This is a genomic window from Hyphomicrobium sp. (genome assembly GCF_003987855.1).
GTDB lineage: Bacteria > Pseudomonadota > Alphaproteobacteria > Rhizobiales > Hyphomicrobiaceae > Hyphomicrobium_B.
In genome coordinates, this window is record NZ_RXIZ01000008.1 from 82,200 (window position 1) to 95,700 (window position 13,501).

13 protein-coding genes are annotated in these 13,501 nt (G+C 59.8%); 2 read left to right on the forward strand and 11 right to left on the reverse strand.

All coding sequences use genetic code 11. The features are described 5' to 3' along the window. Positions 1 to 23 precede the first annotated feature (23 nt). Both EKK30_RS07625 and EKK30_RS07630 read right to left on the reverse strand, forming a co-directional pair. Positions 24 to 1,064: a rod shape-determining protein gene (locus EKK30_RS07625; RefSeq protein ID WP_290982730.1), complete on the reverse strand. Its 1,041-nt coding sequence runs from the start codon at positions 1,062 to 1,064 to the stop codon at positions 24 to 26. Positions 1,065 to 1,265: 201 nt separating this feature from the next. Continuing rightward, the gene (locus EKK30_RS07630) at positions 1,266 to 2,846 is read right to left on the reverse strand and encodes a 2-isopropylmalate synthase (protein WP_290982733.1); all 1,581 of its coding nucleotides are present in this window, start codon (positions 2,844 to 2,846) and stop codon (positions 1,266 to 1,268) included. 506 nt (positions 2,847 to 3,352) lie between these two features. On the opposite strand from EKK30_RS07630, the gene EKK30_RS07635 reads away from it, so the two are divergent. Next, positions 3,353 to 3,913, forward strand: coding sequence for a cytochrome b (locus tag EKK30_RS07635; protein ID WP_290982735.1), 561 nt, complete (start codon positions 3,353 to 3,355; stop codon positions 3,911 to 3,913). 16 nt (positions 3,914 to 3,929) lie between these two features. Here the strand turns inward: EKK30_RS07635 and EKK30_RS07640 are convergent, their stop codons facing one another. The 3 genes from EKK30_RS07640 to ilvC form a co-directional block, all read right to left on the reverse strand. Then, positions 3,930 to 4,841 (reverse strand): PhzF family phenazine biosynthesis protein, encoded by a 912-nt coding sequence (locus EKK30_RS07640; protein WP_290982738.1) that lies wholly within the window; start codon positions 4,839 to 4,841, stop codon positions 3,930 to 3,932. A gap of 110 nt (positions 4,842 to 4,951) precedes the next feature. Next, on the reverse strand, positions 4,952 to 5,689 hold the full coding sequence (locus EKK30_RS07645) for an NUDIX domain-containing protein (RefSeq protein ID WP_290982741.1): 738 nt from the start codon (positions 5,687 to 5,689) through the stop codon (positions 4,952 to 4,954). 754 nt (positions 5,690 to 6,443) lie between these two features. After that, entirely contained in the window at positions 6,444 to 7,463 is a 1,020-nt protein-coding gene (gene ilvC / locus EKK30_RS07650; protein WP_290982744.1) for a ketol-acid reductoisomerase, read from the reverse strand. Positions 7,464 to 7,739: 276 nt separating this feature from the next. Here ilvC and EKK30_RS07655 point away from each other — a divergent pair, with 276 nt between their 5' ends. Next, positions 7,740 to 8,210 carry a DUF1190 domain-containing protein gene (locus EKK30_RS07655; protein WP_290983329.1) on the forward strand — a complete coding sequence of 157 codons (471 nt, stop codon included), beginning with the start codon at positions 7,740 to 7,742 and terminating at the stop codon, positions 8,208 to 8,210. 12 nt (positions 8,211 to 8,222) lie between these two features. On the opposite strand, the gene EKK30_RS07660 is transcribed toward EKK30_RS07655, so the two are convergent. The 6 genes from EKK30_RS07660 to miaA all read right to left on the reverse strand — a co-directional run bounded on the left by EKK30_RS07660 (position 8,223) and on the right by miaA (position 13,470). Then, entirely contained in the window at positions 8,223 to 8,828 is a 606-nt protein-coding gene (locus tag EKK30_RS07660) for a LysE family translocator (RefSeq protein ID WP_290982747.1), read from the reverse strand. Between the two features lie 72 nt (positions 8,829 to 8,900). After that, the gene (gene ilvN / locus EKK30_RS07665) at positions 8,901 to 9,446 is read right to left on the reverse strand and encodes an acetolactate synthase small subunit (RefSeq protein WP_290982750.1); all 546 of its coding nucleotides are present in this window, start codon (positions 9,444 to 9,446) and stop codon (positions 8,901 to 8,903) included. A 17-nt stretch (positions 9,447 to 9,463) separates the two neighbouring features. Then, complete coding sequence (locus EKK30_RS07670; protein ID WP_290982753.1) at positions 9,464 to 10,141, reverse strand: glutathione S-transferase family protein; 678 nt, start codon at positions 10,139 to 10,141, stop codon at positions 9,464 to 9,466. 2 nt (positions 10,142 to 10,143) lie between these two features. Next, complete coding sequence (locus EKK30_RS07675) at positions 10,144 to 10,656, reverse strand: hypothetical protein (protein WP_290982756.1); 513 nt, start codon at positions 10,654 to 10,656, stop codon at positions 10,144 to 10,146. A 26-nt stretch (positions 10,657 to 10,682) separates the two neighbouring features. After that, on the reverse strand, positions 10,683 to 12,449 hold the full coding sequence (locus tag EKK30_RS07680; protein ID WP_290982759.1) for an acetolactate synthase 3 large subunit: 1,767 nt from the start codon (positions 12,447 to 12,449) through the stop codon (positions 10,683 to 10,685). 82 nt (positions 12,450 to 12,531) lie between these two features. Further along, positions 12,532 to 13,470, reverse strand: a complete 939-nt coding sequence (miaA, locus tag EKK30_RS07685) for a tRNA (adenosine(37)-N6)-dimethylallyltransferase MiaA (RefSeq protein ID WP_290982762.1) — start codon at positions 13,468 to 13,470, stop codon at positions 12,532 to 12,534. Positions 13,471 to 13,501: the final 31 nt, after the last annotated feature.

The window sequence follows — 13,501 nt, forward strand, 5'->3', positions numbered from 1 at the left end:
AAAATGGAAATTGCTCAGGTGCCTTACGGCCGGATCAAGAGGTGCTCGCGCTCTTTGAGAGTGTCGAGTATGGCGGCCGATCCGGCGATGACACACCGTTCCGGCTGTTCAGGTAAATGAATTTTTATGCCGATACGCCTTTCGAGCTCCTGATCAAGCTTGGCCAGCTTCGAGCCCCCGCCCGAAAGATGGATGCCGCGCTCGCAAATGTCGCTTGAAATCTCGGGAGGCAGATCTTCGATCGTGTGTTGGATAAACTCCGCGATCTTTTCGATAGGTACTTCGAGCGCCTCGGCGATGTCATGCGGAACAAGTACGGCCGTCTTAGGTTTGCCTTCCCGGATTTCACGCCCGCGGATGAAGATCTCGGCCGCTTCCCCGTTCGCTTCTCGCGATGCCGAACCCGCTTCGATCTTGATGCGCTCGGCGTTGGCTTCTCCGATCAGCAGCTGGTGGCGACGGCGGACATAGCGAATGATAGCTTCGTCCATCGCATTGCCGCCGCAGCGGATCGAGCTTGCCTGAACGACGCCGCCGAGCGATAGGACGGCGATGTCGGTCGTGCCCCCGCCGATATCGACGACCATCGAGCCCTTCGGCTCATCAATCGGCAAGCCGGCGCCGATGGCGGCGGCAACGGGCTCCTCGACAAGGTAGACCTTCCTGGCGCCGGCCATCATAGCCGTCTCGTAGACGGCGCGACGCTCGACGGGCGTAGCGCCCGCTGGAACGCAAATCAGAATTCGGGGGCGCACGAAATCGACGACGGACTTCGTGCGGCTGATGAATTGGCGCAGCATTTCTTCGGTGGCGACGAAGTCGGCTATGACGCCGTCACGCAGCGGCCGGATCGTCTCGATGCTTTCAGGCGTGCGCCCAAGCATCTGCTTCGCCTTCTCACCGACCGCCAGGACTTCCCGAACACCGCCCTTCGAGCGGATGGCGACGACGGAGGGTTCATTGAGGATCACGCCGCGGCCCGCGACATAGACAAGAGTGTTGGCTGTTCCCAAGTCGATGGCGATGTCGTCGGAGAGGACACTTTTGACTTTGAACCCAAACATACTGTGAATTCCGGCCCACTCTTCGACGTCCAGGTTAGGGGACGCACAATGTTTCTCAAGGTCGCTGCGCTCATCGGGCGAAGCGAGCATCCGGTCTCGGAACCGGCCACGGGCATGTTCATACACAGGCAATGGGTCGTCGGGTAGCATGCAGAGATTGTGGCATGCTGCCCCGACGAAAGTGCGGCTCCAGCTTGGCGTCTAAAAGGCTTGCTGAGCCTGCGCCGTCTTTTGCCGTTTGACGACGAGTTTGTTGAGGGCGGAAACGTATGCCCGAGCGGAGGCCACCAGAGTGTCCGGATCAGCGGCACGGCCCGTTACAGCCCGGCCATCCTCCTCAAGACGCACCGAAACCTCGGCTTGCGCGTCCGTCCCCTCTGTCACGGCGTGGACCTGATAGAGTTCCAGGCGCGCGTTGTGCGGCAACAATTGCTTGATGGCATTGAAGGTGGCATCGACCGGACCGTTGCCGACGCTTTGCACGGTTTTTGACTGCCCATCGATATCGAGCGTCAGAGTGGCAGTCTGCGGTCCCATCGTCCCAGCAATGACGGTCAAAGCGGTTACCTTCACGCTGTCGTTCATATGCGCGACACCGTCGTCGACGAGAGCCTCGATATCCTCGTCGTAAATGTGCTTTTTGCGGTCGGCGAGGGCCTTGAAGCGATTGAAGGCATCTTCCATGGCATTGTCGCCCAAGCTGTAGCCCAGTTCCTTCAACTTGGATTTGAAGGCCGCACGTCCCGAGTGCTTGCCCATGACAAGCGATGACTTGCTGACGCCTACGGATTCGGGCGTCATGATTTCATAGGTTTCGGTATTCTTGAGTACGCCGTCCTGATGAATGCCGCTCTCGTGAGCGAACGCGTTGCGGCCGACGATCGCCTTATTGTACTGAACCGGGAAGTTCGTCACCGCGGAGACCAGCTTCGAAGCTCGCGATAGCATCTCGGTCGTGATGTCAGTGCGATACGGCAACAGATCGTGGCGCGTCCGGATTGCCATGACGACTTCTTCGAGTGCGGCATTGCCCGCGCGTTCGCCGAGGCCATTGATCGTGCATTCGATCTGTCGCGCACCCGCCCGAACGCCAGCCAGCGAATTGGCGACGGCCAGACCGAGGTCATCGTGACAATGAGTCGAGATGACGACCTTGTCCATGCCGGGCACGCGTGTCTTCAGCATCGTGATGAGGTCGAAGTATTCTTCGGGCGTGGCGTAACCCACGGTATCGGGGATGTTGATGGTCGTAGCGCCCGCCTTGATGGCCGCTTCGATCACGCGGCAGAGGTAGTCGTGCTCGGTACGCGTGGCGTCCATCGCGCTCCACTCAACGTCGTCGGTGTAGCCGCGCGCCCGGGTCACGGAACTCACCACCCGCTCGTAAACCTGATCCTGCGTCAGCTGCAGTTGATGCTGACGGTGCAGGGGAGAAGTGCCGATGAACGTGTGGATGCGACCGCGCTTCGCCGGCTTGATTGCCTCACCGGCGCGGTCGATATCCGTGAAGTTGGCGCGGGCAAGACCGCAGATCACAGACTGCTTGGCCAGTTTGGCGATCTCGGTCACGGCCTCGAAGTCGCCTTCGGAGGCGATCGGGAAGCCTGCCTCGATGACGTCGACGCCCATCGTGTCAAGCAGTTCGGCGACCTGAAGCTTCTCCTCAAAGGTCATCGTCGCGCCGGGGCACTGCTCGCCGTCGCGCAGAGTTGTATCAAAAATGATAATCTTGTCGCTGTCGCGCTTCGGGTTTGCCGGCGCGTCTTGTGTTTGAGATGTCATCTGCTTCTCATCCTTTGCCGAGGCGTCCTCTGCGGTCCGCCCTCGTCGCTCTCAAGCTCTAATTCCGGCCATCCTATCCCCTGGGCACAAACCCGGCGGACGGCCGGGCGTCATGCGGCCCAGGGGCCGCTAAGGAGAAGCGATAGCAGAAGCTCGGGGGCGACAGCCGGCTCGCGCACGCTCGACTGAGGCGCAAAAGAAGCGGCAATGTCCGTCGCACAGGCCATAACGGCGTTTTATCCCAAAATCGGCTGTCAATAAGCGCGATAAGCGGTCAATACCCGATCTTCGCCCCGGAAATCAAGCCGTCCCGCTGTCGCGCTCCGGTCGGAAGACGTCGCGCTCGCTAGCCAAACAATGCCGCGTTTCGCGAAGGATATCGGATGCTTTCTCGTTCCTTAATGCAAACCATTCGGATTTGAGACCTTTGCAACATTGATCAGCCTCAATTCGGCCCCAGCCCTCGGGGCGTTGATCAAGTTGCGAATTTCATGGAGCAAACAAAGGTGACCGTCTCCACAACTCCATCCTCGAGCGCGACGTCCTATACTCCCAGCGCCATCACGTTGCATTGGATCATGGCCCTGCTGATCGCGGCCGTTTTCACGGCCATCGAACTCAAGGACTACTATCCTAAAGGGAGCGACACACGCGCCTTCCTGGGTTCACTCCATATGATGCTCGGGATAACCGTGCTGCTGCTGGTCGTCGCGCGAATCGCGATACGCGCTCAAAATCGTCCGCCGGCGATCGTCCCTACGCCGCCCGCTTGGCAGACGGGGCTTTCGCATCTCGTCCACTTGGTGCTTTACGCGGCGATGGTCGGAATGCCTTTGCTCGGTTGGGCAATGGTCAGCGCCGGCGGCCATTCGGTGCCGTTCTATGGGCTCTCCCTGCCGCCGATCCTGCCCGAAGACAAAGCGCTGTCGCATGAGCTTGAAGAGATCCACGAGTTCATCGGCAATGCGCTGTATTACGTGATCGGCTTGCACGCCGCCGCCGCGCTCATCCATCACTATGTGTTCAAGGACAACACTCTCGTGCGGATGCTGCGGCCGGGTCGCTGAGGAAGCGATGCGGGGTTTAAAACTTTAGTACGCCCTCGGCAACGCGGACGGCATAGCCGCCGATCCGCACGCCGTCGAGCTTGCCACGCGTGACCGACATCGTAAGGGCAATCGCGCTCGGACGTCCCATCTCGTAGCCCTGCTCGATCGCACGCTTGTGCACGCCATCGGGAAGGGCATCGAACTCCTGTACGACATAGGCGAAGCTCGCAGCCGCCGAACCCGTCGCGGGATCTTCCGGAACCCCGAGGTCGGGCGCAAACATACGCGCGTGGAATGCCGACTGCCCGCGAACGCACTGTCGCGTGTAAAGATACGCGCCCATGATACCTCGGTCAGCGAAGGCCCGCGCCCAATGCTGCGGAGCGACCCTTGCTTTCGCCATCGCTTCAAGATTGCTGACGGGCAAGAAGGCGAATGAGGGTACGCCCCGGATCATCGTCGCCCTGTGATTTTCGAATCCCAGCTCGGCAGGGATCAGCCCGACGGAAGCTGCAATCTGCTCGGGTTCGGGCAACGACTCGATCGGGTTCGTCACCTTAGGAGCATCGAACTCGCCAAACGACGCGCCGCCGCTTCGCGTTCGGACGCCGACGCGAATGCTGCCCACTTCCTCCTCAAGTGCAATGATCGCATCGCCGTGACCGTTGCCAAGCGGTGCGCGCAGCTCCGCCAGCAGCACGGCCGCACCGACGGTTGGATGGCCGGCAAAAGGCAGCTCACGGCTCGGCGTAAAAATACGGATGCGCGCCGTGTGACCAGGGCTCGTGGATGGCAGAACGAAGACCGTTTCCGAGAGGTTGAACTCTCGAGCGATCGTCTGCATGTCGGAAGCACTCAGACGATCCGCGCCGAGAACCACCGCTACCGGATTGCCGCCGAAGGCGCGCTCCGTAAAAACGTCCAATACGTGATAGGTCAGAGCCATTGCGCGTCAGTCTCCCCGCTGGCGGCCGCGCTGCCGAGAGTTCGCGCGAGCGGCGGCACCATGAGGCAACGGCCCGCTTGCGCCAAGCATTTTTTCGGACCTGCAGGTTGTTAGCGCGCGACCAGAACGGCCTCAAGCAACGCGCGGGCGAATGGCAGAATCTTCAGGTCGTCGAGATCTTCCATTCGGCGGACGGGTACGACGGAGTCGATCTCGGGATCGGGCGTGATCTCGTTGTGGCGTGCGACCATCGCGATGAACTCGTCTGAGGTAATCGGGAGATGGAACGGAACCGCAAAAGAGAGATGGATGCCTTCGCGAACGACGATGTAGCCCTCATCGCGGCGAAGGGTGCTCGCCACTTCGCCGATCTCTTCCTCGAGTTCGCGCTCAACGCTTTGGCCGATATCGACGGTCCCGTCCGGCAGAACGTCGTTTTGATCGATGAAGCCTGACGGCAGGTAAGCAAAACCGTGATTGACGTTCCCGGCTCGCTGCATGATCAGCATGAACAGTCCGTCGGAGGACCGGATAAGCGCTGAGCCGAAACCGTCGATCACGCCAGCTTCGGGAAATCCGTGCTTTCGCCAATAGATATAACTTTTGAAATCGCTTCGAACGAGCGTCGCATCGATTACGCTACCGTCGTAGGTCGCGTTTTGCATGAGATAGACAATGCCGTTGAAGTAATTCGGATTGGTGAGTTTCGCCTGCTCCCAATTGGCTTCGATGGCAGCTGCATTTTTCTCCGCGAAAGCCCAACTCCCTTCGACGACTTTCAGCGTGCAATCCGCGATGACTTTGACGCCATTTGCGTGAGGAAAGCCGCTCTCGGACATGTCTTTCATTGATGCCTTCGCGATTGAGCGGAGTGCGTTGAAGGCCTCCGCGAGCCACAAATAAGTCTCGGTGTGATTAGAACGGGGAAGCGACACCTTGATGCAAATTCAAATGCTCAACGCGCCGATATTCGCGGCGAATTTCGGCAAAGCTCAATTCTCAGAATTTCACTTCAGCCTTTTGTTGAGCCAAGTTTCGTCATGACGTGGCCAAGATTCGACAGCCATATACCGTTAACGACAGCGTCGCTGGGGGGCGACAGTCAAGATCTCCCAGCACCTCACGATCCGGTTTAGCTCCCTGGTGTTGCACCAGGATCAATGGATCAGAGGTGCACTGATGGGATCATCTGCCGCCCGATGGAAACTCCATCGGGCTCACGTAGCGGTCGCGCTACGTTGGAGCCCCTTCAAATCCGAAGATGCCGCGTCAGCGGCAATATTCGGAAACGGGCGGCAGAGGTCCCCGCTCCTCTGCCGCCCGCGTTAGTCCCGGCCCGCGTCCCGAAAGGACGAGGGTTGGAAATGACGTGGACCACCCGCGCTGCCGCACGTAAACCCTCCCCAAGAGCGCGGCAGTGCGGGGCGGTTCCCTTCTCTTTGCCCCAAGAATCTCGCACCCATCGATTCGTCGTTGTCTCGAAGAAGCGCCATGAGGCAGTGATCTCGAGTCGCGACGCGGTAGCGATGGCCGCTCCCATAAAAAACGCGGCTGCCGCTTGGGCCGCCGCGTTCTTGTTCTAAAGACGTAGATCTCTGCGGATCAGTTCTTTCCCTTGTCGACGAGCTTGTTCTTGGAGATCCAGGGCATCATCGCGCGGAGCTTGGCGCCAACTTCTTCGATTTGGTGCGCGTCGTTGAGGCGGCGAGTCGCCTTGAAGTTCGGCTGGCCAGCCTTGCACTCGAGCATCCAATCGCGAACGAATCGACCTGTTTGAATGTCGGTCAGCACGCGCTTCATCTCCGCCTTGGTTTCGGGCGTGATGATGCGCGGACCGGTCTTGTACTCGCCGTACTCGGCCGTATTCGAGATCGAGTAGTTCATGTTGGCGATGCCGCCCTCGTAGATGAGGTCAACGATGAGCTTCACTTCGTGCAAACATTCGAAGTAGGCCATCTCCGGGGCATAGCCAGCTTCAACGAGCGTCTCGAAGCCGGCGCGGATCATCTCGACGAGGCCGCCGCAGAGGACCGCCTGCTCGCCAAAGAGGTCCGTCTCGCATTCTTCGCGGAATGTCGTTTCGATCACGCCTGAGCGGCCGCCGCCGATTGCAGACGCGTACGACAGGAAGAGGTCGTGTGCGTTCCCGCTCTTGTCCTGATGGACCGCGATGAGGCACGGCACGCCGCCGCCCTTCTGGTACTCGCCGCGCACCGTATGGCCGGGACCTTTCGGCGCGACCATGCCGACGTCGAGGTCGTCGCGCGGCTCAATCAGGTTGAAGTGAACGTTGAGGCCATGCGCAAACAGGAGCGCGGCGCCCTTTTTCATATTGGGCGCGAGGTGGTCCTTGTAGATGTCGGCCTGCAACTCGTCCGGCGTCAGCATCATGATGACGTCGGCCCACTTCGCGGCGTCGGCAACTTCCATCACTTTGAGACCGGCCTGTTCGGCTTTCGCTGCCGATGGCGAGCCTTTGCGAAGGGCAATCACGATATCCTTGACGCCAGAATCCTTGAGGTTCAGCGCATGCGCGTGGCCCTGGCTGCCATAGCCGACAATGGCAACTTTCTTCGATTTGATCAGGTTGATGTCGGCATCACGATCGTAATAGACGCGCATGGGCGGCCTCTCGGGTTCCCCGGTCGAAATCGACGGACGGGCTGGGTTGAAAGCTAGGGGATCCAGAAGAGATTGGTTCCGGGGCCCTGAAATCTGGGCGGAACCTATAGATATCGGGATGAGGATTCAACGGGCCGCGGGTGCTACCGACTGCCCTAATCCATGGGGACCGTCGGCGGGATTTTAGCGTCTCAGGAGCAACCATTAACCGAACCCTAACTCGCGGGTCGGAGACTTCTCTCAGCGTGATTCGAACCGCGGGAGATGGCCGTGAAAATGCTCGGTCTGACAGGTTTTCTGCTTGCGCTTGCAGCACTTGGCGGGTGCGGACGAAGCTCACCGGCCAGCTCCGGCCCACCGGTGGAACGCGGAATCTTCATCTCATCGGACGACTGCGCGCAGTTCGGCAAACTCTCGATTGAGGAATGCGGCCAACTCATTGATCACGCCGTCGCACTGCATCAAAGGCTGGCACCTGCCTACGCGTCGCTCGATGCCTGCACTGCCGCCGAGGGCAAAGACCGCTGCGCGAACGGGATCGACAGTAAGTATCATCCGACCGTTGCCGCTTTTCTCATTACGTTCGGCGATAAGCCCAGCGCCCAGCCGCTCTACGGGGTATCGGACGCCTCCCCGGGCTTCAAAGGGCTCGACAAGACCAAGTATGCGCTTGGCGACAAGGACTATAGCGTTTCGGATTCCGCGGAAGCCATCGCGCGCGAGAACGCGCAGGGCACAAAGGGCTGATCAAAGCCGCACTCAAAACATCTCCCGCAAGATGGGCGAAAGGGATGCGACCAGCGCAATCGCCATCGCGATGTTGAAGATCCGCATCGACCTCTCGTCTTTGAGGAACGGGCGCAGCGAAGTTCCGAACAGCGCCCAGCTCGTCGCCGAGAGAAGCGATACGATAAGGAAAACGGCTGATAGAACGGCAACGTCCGCCCAGAGATTGTCCGGGGTGACGTAGTTCGCCGCCACGCTGAGGCAAACCATCCAGCCTTTCGGATTGATCCACTGAAAGAGCGCGGCTTCAGTGAAGGTCATCGGTCGCGCTTCGTCGCCTGGAACAGGGTCAGTTGCTCCCGACGTGCCGATCCTCCAGGCGAGCCAGAGCAGGTAGGCGATGCTGATCGTGCGCAGTAGCGAATAGAGGGGCGGAAATACACTGAATATGCGCCCGACCCCAAACGCTACGGCGAGCATCATGATGGTGAAGCCAATCACGACGCCGAGAATGTGAGGTTGCGTACGGACAAAGCCGAAATTCACACCCGATGCCAACAGCATCGTGTTGTTGGGACCGGGCGTCATCGCTGTGACGAGCGCAAATGCGATCAGCGATATAAGAAGATCGTGAGACATGTCTTATCGGCAGCAGGCATGCTGCCGGCCCTCGTTGAGGTCTTCATGTCGGCGGAAGCGCGGTAGAAGCGCTCAGGCCACGGCGCCGCGCCCAATGGCTGCGATGCCGGTCCGTGAGACTTCTACCAGTCCAAGCTCCGACATCAGCTGGATGAAAGTTTCGATCTTCGAAGATTTGCCGGTGACCTCGAAAACGAAATGCTCGGTCGATGTGTCCACGACCTTGGAACGGAAGATTTCGGCCAGCCGCAAGGCTTCGATGCGCTTCTCACCCTTGCCGGCAACCTTCACCAGCGCAAGTTCACGTTCGATGCCGCCCCCCTCTTCCGTCAAGTCGCGCACGCGATGCACGGGAACGAGCCGCTCCAACTGCGTCTTGATCTGCTGGATGACGACCGGCGTTCCGTTGGTGACGATTGTTATGCGGGACAGGTGTTTCTCGTGCTCGACCTCTGTCACCGTCAGCGATTCAATGTTGTATCCCCGCCCTGCGAAGAGGCCGATGACGCGCGCCAGCACGCCCGGCTCGTTGTCGACGATGACGGATAGCGTCCGCGACACGACATCCTGCGAACGGGACGGGCTCGGATAGTGGGATTGCTTCAGAGGTTCGGACATCGTCGGTCTCTTCTTAGTCAAACGTAGTTTTCAATGAGAGTATGGCCGGCGGAGTATTCAGGAATGCTCCACGGCTCGACAAGAGCGGCCTTTCGCCATTCGCCCAGCGCGGGATGCATGAGGACTGCATCCATATAGGATCGTGTCGCTTCGCGAACGGGCATCTGATAGGTTTCGAAACGCGTAACGACCGGAGCGTACATTGCATCGGCCGCGGAGAACGCGCCGTAAAGGAAGGGCCCGTCGCCATTGCCATAGCGGTTGCGGGCTTCCGACCAAATGTCTTCAACGCGATCGACGTTTGCGCGCAGTGCGTCTGTGATGGGAGGCGTCGCGAAGCGAGCACCCAAATGCATGGCACAGCCCTGCCTCAGCGCCTGAAAGCCCGCATGCATTTCGCTCGCGATCGCGCGGGCGTGTGCCCTCGCCTTACCGTCGCGCGGCCAGATCGGCAAATCGGGGAACTTCTCGGCCAGGTATTCGATGATGGCGAGGCTTTCCCAAACCGTGACGTCACCGTCGATAAGGACGGGCACCTTGCCCGAGGGCGAATACTCCATCAACTGCGAGGCAGTTTCCGGCCGCCGCAGCGGGATAACTATCTCTTCAAACGGAATAGAGAACGCGGACAATACAAGCCACGGCCGAAGCGACCACGACGAATAAAGCTTATTGCCGATAACGAGCTTCAGCATCGCTACTTGCCGCCGCCCTCGGCTTCCGCGTTGTCGTCCGGCTCGCCGGGCTTTTTAGGCGGGAAAGCAGATTTCAAGAAGATCGGCATGCCGTTCTGGTCGACCATCTTCTTGAATGCTTCGGCCTGTTTCACCGAAATCTTGTACTGAGAGAAGGCAGCAACGAAACGCGCGCCCATGCTGCGGGCGATGTCCTCGGGTGCTGGCGTACCCATGCGCACACGATCGGCCTGAGGAATCCGCGCATAGATCTGAGCGAGCACCTGACTGTGCATGTAGTCCTGCGCCAGACACGACTCGAGGCCCTGATTGAATTCACTGGCGAGCATCTGGGTGCGGTAGCACGCATCGAGAAACTTGAGGACGCCCGCCGAGCCTTCGCGGCGATGTAGATCGCCCAGACGCTTGGCAGCGTCCTTAATATTGGCGACGTGGTCCCAGGTCTCCTTGGCGGCCGATGCGTGCGGCATCCACGTGAGCATCACCGCGAAGAGCGCGACGATCACCCGTGTCATGCCGGAACCTGGTCCCCCGTGTGTTCTCACACCAGCACCTTTCCTTCGTCGCTGATCGCGTGCTCGACCTCTTCGTCAGAGATATTTTCGCCGAGCAGCATCTCGTTGTGGGCCTTGCCCGAAGGGATCATCGGGAAGCAGTTTGCGAGTTTCGCCACTCTGCAATCGAAGATCACCGGGCCCTTGGTGTTGATCATTTCCTGTATGGCGTCGTCGAGATCCGCCGGATGCTCGCAACGCATACCCGTCCACCCATACGCATCAGCAAGCTTCACAAAGTCCGGAAGCGCTTCCGTGTAACTCTCGGAAAGACGGTTTCCGTGTAGAAGCTGCTGCCACTGCCGCACCATGCCCATGTACTCGTTGTTCAGGATGAAGACCTTCACCGGAAGGCGATACTGGACTGCGGTCGAACACTCCTGAATGTTCATAAGAATGGACGCATCCCCCGCCACGTCGATGACGAGCGACTTCGGATGCGCAAGTTGTACGCCGATCGCGGCCGGCAATCCATATCCCATCGTGCCCAAACCACCGGATGTCATCCAATGGTTCGGCTCATCGAAATGGAGAAACTGGGCGGCCCACATCTGGTGCTGACCGACCTCGGTCGTGATGTAGGTATCGCGGTTCTTCGTCAGCTCATACAGCCGCTGGCAAGCGTACTGAGGCATGATGATGTCTTTGGAATTTTTGTAGGACAGCGATTTCTTCGCACGCCATCCCTCGATCTGCTTCCACCAAGCCTTATGCGCCGCCTTGTCGAGAACGGGCGCCTTGGCTTTCCAAATACGCAGCATGTCTTCCAGCGCGTACGCGCAGTCGCCCACGATCGGGATATCGACCATGATGTTCTTGTTGATCGACGATGGATCGATATCGACATGGATCTTCTTCGAATTCGGCGAGAACGCGTCGACGCGGCCCGTGATGCGATCGTCGAAGCGGGCACCGATGTTGATCATCACATCGCAATCGTGCATCGCAAGGTTGGCCTCGTAGGTGCCGTGCATGCCGAGCATGCCGAGCCACTGCTTGTCGGATGCCGGATATGCGCCAAGCCCCATCAGCGTTGACGTGATGGGATATCCCGTCAGCCGGACGAACTCTCGCAGAAGTTGACTGGCCTTGGGCCCCGAGTTGATGATACCGCCACCGGTGTAGAACACCGGACGCTTCGCGCTCGCAATCAGGTCGACGGCGTCGCGCACGGCTGGCTGGTCCGGCTTCAGCTTGGGACGGTAAGTCTTGTGCTGAATGTTCGAGGGTCCGACGTAATTGCCCGTTGCGAACTGCACGTCTTTCGGAATGTCGACAACGACGGGGCCTGGGCGGCCCGTGCGTGCAATGTGAAACGCCTCGTGCAGAATGCGCGCAAGATCGTTGACGTTCTTCACGAGCACGTTGTGCTTGGTGCAAGGGCGCGTGATGCCGACCGTATCGCATTCCTGGAAGGCATCGTTGCCGATGAGATGTGTCGGCACCTGCCCCGTGATGCAGACGAGCGGAATGGAATCCATCAGCGCGTCGGCAAGGCCCGTCACGGCATTGGTCGCGCCGGGACCCGAGGTGACGAGACAGACGCCCACCTTCCCCGTTGAACGCGCGTAGCCTTCAGCGGCATGCAGCGCGCCGCCTTCCTGCCGGACAAGGATGTGACGGATCTTCTCCTGCTGGAAAATCTCGTCATAGATCGGAAGAACAGCCCCGCCGGGATACCCGAAGACAGCCTCGACGCCCTGATCGGCAAGTGCCGTCAATACGATCTCAGCGCCGGTCATCGTGCGTGCCATCTAGCGACTCCTTCGCGGGCCTCACCCGCCAACATAACGAAAGTGCTGGGCAACCTAGGGGCGAGGAGGCCGATGGTCAACGCTAACCACGAATAAATGCGAAAATATCGCGCATATTACTTTCCAAATATTGCGTATTTATGCATTTCCACGAAATCATATGTCTTCTAAGCCAAGTTTCCTGCCGTTTGATGTATTGGCGCGTTTCCGCCTGCCCGCTAGAGACTGCCTGCTCAAGGGTCGATTCGCCGGCTAGGACGGCTGAAATCGGGGTCACGCCAATTGCGCGCATCGCCGGAAGGCCGGAATCAAGTTGCATATCGACCAGCGCGCGAACTTCCTCGATTGCACCGCTTTTGATCATACTCTCGAAGCGGCGGTCAGCCCGCGCGTGCAGCTCGGCGCGGTCGAGCCCGATCACAAGCCGTTTCGTCTTGGCTTCCTCAAGCACGGGCTTCCCGCGCATCATTTGCCACTCGGCGAGGGACCGCCCCGTCGATTTCAAGACCTCGAGAGCTCGCACGATCCGCTGGGCGTCGGATGGCTGCAGCCGCGTGGCCATGATGGGGTCCAGCCTGGCAAGATCTTCGTGCAGTGCCGATGCGCCGCGTCGCTCGGCTTCGGCGCGCCAGTGCTCCCTGATGTCGGCCCGAACCTCAGGGATCGGCGACAAGCCTTCCAGGAGCGCCTTGAAGTAGAGGCCGGTGCCGCCGACGATGATCGGACGCCGGCCTTCGCTGAGCGATTTCGCGATCGCTGCGGCGGCATCGCGAACAAAGCGGCCCGCTGAATAGGCTTCCGATGCCGGAACGAAACCATAGAGCGCATGCGGAACGCGGGCTTCATCCTCGGAAGTCGGCCGTGCCGTCAGCACGCGCAGCTCGCGATAGACCTGCATGCTGTCAGCATTGATGATCGTGCCGTCGGTCGCCACCGCGATGGCCATGGCGATAGCAGACTTGCCGCTCGCCGTAGGTCCCGCGATCAAGATGGGGGTAAGATCTCGTTGCGTGGCACTCATGACAACGCCTCCTAGCGCTCGCGAGCTAGGA

Excerpts from the sequence above, each read along its gene's own strand:
- EKK30_RS07670 (WP_290982753.1), bottom strand. The coding sequence starts at position 10,141 with ATGCTGAAGCTCGTTATCGGCAATAAGCTTTATTCGTCGTGGTCGCTT.
- EKK30_RS07630 (WP_290982733.1), bottom strand. The coding sequence starts at position 2,846 with ATGACATCTCAAACACAAGACGCGCCGGCAAACCCGAAGCGCGACAGC.
- EKK30_RS07680 (WP_290982759.1), bottom strand. The coding sequence starts at position 12,449 with ATGGCACGCACGATGACCGGCGCTGAGATCGTATTGACGGCACTTGCC.
- miaA (WP_290982762.1), bottom strand. The coding sequence starts at position 13,470 with ATGAGTGCCACGCAACGAGATCTTACCCCCATCTTGATCGCGGGACCT.
- EKK30_RS07660 (WP_290982747.1), bottom strand. The coding sequence starts at position 8,828 with ATGTCTCACGATCTTCTTATATCGCTGATCGCATTTGCGCTCGTCACA.
- ilvN (WP_290982750.1), bottom strand. The coding sequence starts at position 9,446 with ATGTCCGAACCTCTGAAGCAATCCCACTATCCGAGCCCGTCCCGTTCG.
- ilvC (WP_290982744.1), bottom strand. The coding sequence starts at position 7,463 with ATGCGCGTCTATTACGATCGTGATGCCGACATCAACCTGATCAAATCG.
- EKK30_RS07645 (WP_290982741.1), bottom strand. The coding sequence starts at position 5,689 with ATGAAAGACATGTCCGAGAGCGGCTTTCCTCACGCAAATGGCGTCAAA.
- EKK30_RS07625 (WP_290982730.1), bottom strand. The coding sequence starts at position 1,064 with ATGTTTGGGTTCAAAGTCAAAAGTGTCCTCTCCGACGACATCGCCATC.
- EKK30_RS07640 (WP_290982738.1), bottom strand. The coding sequence starts at position 4,841 with ATGGCTCTGACCTATCACGTATTGGACGTTTTTACGGAGCGCGCCTTC.
- EKK30_RS07655 (WP_290983329.1), top strand. The coding sequence starts at position 7,740 with ATGCTCGGTCTGACAGGTTTTCTGCTTGCGCTTGCAGCACTTGGCGGG.
- EKK30_RS07675 (WP_290982756.1), bottom strand. The coding sequence starts at position 10,656 with ATGACACGGGTGATCGTCGCGCTCTTCGCGGTGATGCTCACGTGGATG.